This is a genomic window from Pedobacter sp. 05L430 (assembly GCF_056397585.1).
The window spans coordinates 1-6,237 of sequence record NZ_JBFTNT010000252.1; the positions used below are offsets into that span (position 1 = coordinate 1).

At 35.8% G+C, this 6,237-nt stretch carries 4 protein-coding genes and 2 pseudogenes; 5 read left to right on the forward strand and 1 reads right to left on the reverse strand.

Going from position 1 to position 6,237, the window contains the following annotated elements:
* The 3 genes and pseudogenes from AC1DG9_RS21515 to AC1DG9_RS21525 all read left to right on the forward strand — a co-directional run.
* Nucleotides 1-195 (forward strand): annotated as a pseudogene (locus AC1DG9_RS21515) (hypothetical protein); the annotation flags it as partial.
* Nucleotides 196-265: 70 nt separating this feature from the next.
* Nucleotides 266-817: a hypothetical protein gene (locus AC1DG9_RS21520; RefSeq protein ID WP_477635208.1), complete on the forward strand. Its 552-nt coding sequence runs from the start codon at nucleotides 266-268 to the stop codon at nucleotides 815-817.
* Entirely contained in the window at nucleotides 810-1,964 is a 1,155-nt protein-coding gene (locus AC1DG9_RS21525; protein ID WP_337715258.1) for a serine hydrolase domain-containing protein, read from the forward strand. Before AC1DG9_RS21520 ends, AC1DG9_RS21525 begins: the two co-directional genes overlap by 8 nt.
* Before the next feature lie 1,176 nt (nucleotides 1,965-3,140).
* On the opposite strand, the gene AC1DG9_RS21530 is transcribed toward AC1DG9_RS21525, so the two are convergent.
* A complete protein-coding gene (locus AC1DG9_RS21530) occupies nucleotides 3,141-3,674 on the reverse strand; it encodes a virulence RhuM family protein (RefSeq protein ID WP_337715255.1) in 534 nt (177 codons plus the stop codon).
* 474 nt (nucleotides 3,675-4,148) lie between these two features.
* Here AC1DG9_RS21530 and AC1DG9_RS21535 point away from each other — a divergent pair.
* Both AC1DG9_RS21535 and AC1DG9_RS21540 read left to right on the forward strand, forming a co-directional pair.
* Nucleotides 4,149-5,153: pseudogene (locus AC1DG9_RS21535) on the forward strand (PDDEXK nuclease domain-containing protein).
* Between the two features lie 114 nt (nucleotides 5,154-5,267).
* Nucleotides 5,268-6,237: hypothetical protein (locus AC1DG9_RS21540; protein WP_477635209.1), on the forward strand; the 970-nt coding region annotated here is incomplete at its 3' end.

Sequence of the window (6,237 nt, forward strand, 5' to 3'; positions counted from 1 at the left end):
GCCACTGAAACAAAAATAGTAATAAGAGCAAAAGCAAGAGATGCAAAATTTATAGGAAGCTCGCTCGGCGGTGCCTACGTGATCATTAGAAACAAGACAAACCAACAAATTTTAGCTGAAGGAAGTAATAAGAGCAAAAGCAAGAGATGCAAAATTTATAGGAAGCTCGCTCGGCGGTGCCTACGTGATCATTAGAAACAAGACAAACCAACAAATTTTAGCTGAAGGAAAAACCACCGGAAGCACTGGAAATACAGATCTGATTATGAAAACTCCAAAAACAAGGGAAAGTTCAATTGTTGATGGTCAAACAGCAGGCTTTCTGGCCGCAATTGATATTAACGAACCTACATTTGTGAGCATAGAAGTCGTTTCTCCCTTCAATAGCAAACAGGCACAGGCGAAGGTAAGTACCGAATTATGGCTGATTCCCGGAAAAGATATTTTAGGTGATGGCATTATCTTAGAAATCCCAGGATTTATCATCGACATATTAAAGCCCCGAACCCATCAATACCTCTCGTTAAATTCAATTAAAGACAAGCCATTCCAATTTCAGGCAAATGTGGTCATGATGTGTGGCTGTGTAATAGAAAAAGGAGGTGTTTGGAATGCCGAAGAGTTCGAGGTGAAAGGAATGCTTAAAAAGGACGGAAAATACATTAGAGACGTTAAAATGTCATTTATTTCGACCAACCTTTTTGAGGGAGATACCCAAATTAATGTTGGCGGAAACTACGAACTGACTTTATATGCCTATGATAAAAAAACAGGTAATACAGGTGTTGATAAAGTAAATTATGTGATTTATGAGTAGCGAAAGATTATTCAGGCCCGTTAAAAAGGCTAAAAACTTCCTTTTTTTAGCTTGTCTTTTGTTTTTCATATCCAGTGTGTTTGGAAGAACACATTACCTAATTTCCGAACAGCAAGCCCTTGCCCAAGATTCGATCGAAAGGATCGTGGCTAAAGAAGTTGCCAAGTTGATGAAACTGCCAGGTTATACTGCTTTTTCTGGCGTGATCTATATCAAAGGCACAGCCCGCCAATTTCATTATGGTAAATTAAGCAATGGAAAAAAACCAAATGGAAATACCGTATATGAAATAGGTTCGATTACAAAAACCTATACCGGATTGTTGTTAGCTCAGGCGGTTAATGACCATAAAATTAAGCTCGACGACGATGTAAGGAATTACCTGGACGGCAAATATCCAAACCTGGTTCTAAGCAACGGCAAGCCCATCACTTTTAGGCATTTGATTACCCATACCTCTGGGCTTCCTTTGGTGATGAATTGTGACGAAAAAGGACAAACAACAGCTGAACAGGCCGTGTGTTTTGATCACTTTAAGGAGGCCGACTTTTTTAAGGCATTAAAAACTATAAAACCAATCGACAATTCGGGCAATTACCATTATTCTGGTGTGGGAATTCAGTTGGTCCGTTATATTTTAGAACATGTTTACCAATTGTCTTTCCAAGAGCTGTTCAAAAAATATGTCTTTTCGCGTTCTGGTGAGCAACAGACTTTTTCGGAGTTAAAATACGGTCAAAATTCGAACATATCTCTTGGGAAAAACAGTGATGGAGTGCCTGTGCCCCTAATAAATGGATTTTACAAGTATGCCGGAGGCATGAAGTCTTCAACAAATTCTATGCTTAATTACATGAGGATGTATTTGGAAAGTAATGACAAAGTAGTTAAACAAGCCATGGATAGATTAGCGGGGAGCATGCAGTACGGAAGGGCCTATGCCTGGAATACCTATGACTATGACAAGAAAAAGAAAATGCTATATCATAATGGAAGCAGCTTTGGGCATTCTTCGTGGATAGCGCTTTACCCCAATCAAAAAGTTGGAATATTCATCGTAACTAACGTGGTGACAGCAGATTCTCAAGGCAAGCTGAACGAACTGTCAAATAGCATCATCGATAGTATTATTAGCGGGTCTAGCTAATTCTGACACTACCCCCCCCCATATGTTTTAGTATCTAAGAGGTATTTCTTAAAAATATACATCATCCCGCAATTCCAAAGAATGGATGATTATAAGCGTAAGTTGGACAAACCAATTTGATTGACCCCGTTCAGCCAATTTTGAAATATCTCAAAATTGATTAATTATGAGAAGGTGATCGGTAAATTGTTTTTTGGCGAAAAGGGATCAATAGCTTGTAGTTTCCAATCTAAAAACCAAAACTACAATTTTTCATAATTGCCAACTTTTTAGTTCTAAAGTAATCTTCTCAAGGTTAGTCCTGTCTTGAGAAGATCTAAAACACTTTAATTTTTAAATGAATTTTTTACTTTCCAAATCTTCGATTATGGGTTCTATAAGCAATAAAAAGCGATTTAAATGTTCAAAGTATTCCTGCTGATGGGTACACTTTTTTAATAGCTAACAATTTGATTGTTAGCTATTTATGTTTTAAAAATTGCTCTTTTTAAAGCTCTTTTTGCTGCATTTTTATAGAATTTGATTTTGCAATTTTTTGATTCTCAAACACTTCAAAATCGCAGATTTTGGAGATATTTTTCACCTGTTTTTGCATCATTTTGACTACCAATTCATTAAGATTTGGCCTGTTTTTCATTAAAATAAATCGAGCTTCAATTCCATTAGCAGATTAGCTTAGAACATTTTTTTCAGTTTTGCCTCTACTTTTTACAATTTCGGCTATGATTTGAGTTATGAATTTGATGAACTTCTCGTCTTTTTGACATTTGATTTTTATCTCTTCGTGCATCGATTTTCTCAGTGCTCTTCTCAGTACTATATGTTGTGTTCTGTTATTCAAATCATTTACTGTATTGTTTCTGGATGAAAGTACTAATAGTGTTTTTATACTCGCTTTTTTAGATTGAATTGTAACTGCATGTTTCGGCGATAATGGCCACGCTTTCCGCATTTAAACTGACAATTGCTTTCGCCCGAACTTGATCACCATCTTTCGGGATAAAATGGCCTTTTCGGCATCGTTAGCCAGTATTTGCCTCCTCCTCTGTTCATGAGCTTTTGGTTCGTATTGCCGTATTAGGGCCTCAGGATGCTGATCTAGAGGTGGGCTGGGTGGGAACTCCAGAAGCACATTTTGGTGGCTTATAGGAGCTTAATTTAAATCCGACGAAAATGTCATGCTGACGAGTGTTTAGATATAGATAAAGTTCGTCTGCTATATTTGTAATTCAGTCTTGATAATTTTCGGGGACGCCCAGCAATCGTTTGTGTGGCCAGTTTGACCCGAAATGAATGAGCCACTTTAAGCGAAATACCCAGCTTTTCCTGCTCTTTGAGCCGTTTTTGATTAATGGCGTATCCTTTAATGAGATATTCTTTCAATACGTTATTAGCCCATATTCGAAACTGTGTACCCTTTTTTGATTTAATTCGATAACCAATAGATATGATTACATCCAAAGAGTAGTACCTGACTTTATATCTCTTCCCGTCTTTGGCAGTTGTCAAGGATTCCTTGACAACTGCATCTTTGGTTAATTCATTTTCTTTAAATATATTGTTTATATGTAGACTTATATTCTGCTTTGTCTGGTCAAAAAGTAACTGCATTTGCGCCTGTGTGAGCCAAACAGTCTCATCTTGGAGCTTTACATCTATTGCAGTTTCGCCATTTGACGATTGATAAATAATAATTTGATCCTCAGTCATATATTAAATTTAGTGCTAACTTATTTATAAATCATCAAAGGTAGGTAATCATCTTATCCAATATTGGATTACGCATGCGTAGAAATCATTGACTGCTAAAAGCAAAAGGCCGATTATTGTTTTTCAAAAGTATTTGCTTACAAATACGCAAATTTTCTAGTTCTATATTATGGGATATAGGGGTGCGCATAAACTAAATTTATAAATTCCATGCTCACAATTTATATAAAACCTTTACTTTTTAAGTCCTGAATAATTGGATCCAGAATCATGCAGAAGCGCTCCAGATGTTCAAAGTAATCCTCCTTTACGGTACAGTTTTTAACACTGCGGTAGTATAGTGTTAAAATTTCTTAGGAAAATTATTAAAGGGGTTGCAGATTAATATCTGTAACCTTTTTAGTTTGGATCACGTCTGGTCTATTATATCACAGATGTTTGCTCCTCATCGATTGTTTTCTTTAAATTTGAAGTATGACCAATTATATTGATGAAATCAGGGGTATACTAACTGCAGCCAGACAAAATGCTTACACTGCTGTGAATGCGGCTATGGTGGAGGCATATTGGCTGATCGGAAAACGTATTGTTGAGCAAGAACAACATGGTGAAGAAAGAGCTGTTTATGGAGAAGGTATTTTAAAAGAACTTTCTAAAGCTTTGACAACTGAATTTGGGAAAGGTTTTTCTTATTCTAATTTGCGTAATTTTCGCCAATTTTATCTCACCTACCGCGATAATGAGATTTGCTACACACTGTGTAGCAAATTGACATGGAGCCATAACCGGTTAATTATGAGGGTTGAAAATGAGGCTGCGCGAGGATTTTATTTAAACGAAGCGGCTGAAGAGAACTGGAGTGTTCGAACTCTGGAGCGGAACATTAACACCTTCTATTATCATAGGCTTCTATCTTCGAATGATAAAACTATAAATCAAAAAGATAGTAAGGTATTACAGAAACAGAGACCTGAAGACTTTATTAAAGATCCATATATTTTTGAATTTCTAAATATTCAGCAACCTGCGACTGCAAATGAGTCTGAAATTGAAACAGCATTAATTGAAAATTTGCAGCAGTTTTTATTGGAGCTGGGAAAAGGCTTCTCCTTTGTTGGCAGACAGTTTAGGATAAGTACGGAGATCGATCATTTTTTTATTGATCTGGTCTTTTATAATTATTTACTTAAATGTTTCGTTTTGATTGATCTAAAAGCTGGGAAACTTACTCATCAGCATGTTGGTCAAATGGACATGTAAAGACGAATGTTTGACGATTTAAAGAAACCAGAAGGTGATAATCCAACAATAGGTATTATCCTGTGCACGGAAAAAAGTGAAACAGTAGTGAAATATTCTGTGATTAATGATAACCCAAGACTTTTCGCTACCAAATATATGCCTTATTTACCTACGGAAGAGGAGCTCATAGCGGAAATTGAACGTGAGAAAGTAAAACTCAATCTATTTAATAGTTAGTCTAGCATTAGCTTTGTTTTTCGATTGGAGTATCTGAAAATTCTTTATATAAGGTGAAAGGGCGTTAATCAATAGTTTAAATTAGAGGAATTGTTTGATAGGTAAACTGCAATTATGACACGACAAACATTTAAAACAAATTACTTAAAAACAATTGATTGGCTTAACGGCGATATTGTAGATTGGGTTTCTGCAGGGCAATTATATTCTTCTGATGGGCAACAAAGACAAATTGCAAAGTATCATTATGCTTTTGGTTTCGACGCTTCGATTACTTCTCAAAATGGGCAATATGCTTTTATTTATAAACGTCTAGGAACAAAAGGTATTTTATTGAAAGATGGCGAAATAATACGGGAGATTAATCGCACCCATTATAATGCAGAGACCTATGAATTTCCGGCGGCATTTGTAACTGTTGACAATGAGACGTATTTAGTTCATTGTCCAATTGATTATTGTCGACTTGACTTTGAAAATGTAGAAACAGGTGAAGTTGTTTCAAATATTCCAGGAAGAAATCCATCAGATATTTTTCACTCAAGACTTTCAATTAGTCCGGATAACAAGTATTTAATGGTATGTGGTTGGGCATGGCATCCCGTTGATACAGTTGAATTATTTGAGATAGAAGAATGTTTAAAAAATCCACAGCTATTGGACAAAAGTTTTTTATATCCAAACTTTGGAACAGAAATAAATTCAGCTAGCTTTATAGACAACGACAGAATACTTATTGCTTCAACAGATGAAGAGCCTTTCGATGATGAAGTGCCGCCACTTTTACCACAAAAGCATCTTGCAATTTGGAACTTTATTAAAAATGAAATTACATCACCAATAAAAGTCAACGGGGAATTCGGAAATTTATTCGCAATAAATGAAAGACAAGCCTGGGATATGTTTAAGTTTCCGAAAATCATAAATATTCAAACAGGTGAAATAGAAAGTAAATTAGAAGAAATTGATTCTGGACTTCAAACATCTTCAATTATTTATGGAGATATTGAAAAACCACCTCAGATTTGCTTTAACAGAGAGACATCTCAAATTGCAGTGCGAGTAAATAGTACGACTATTGAAG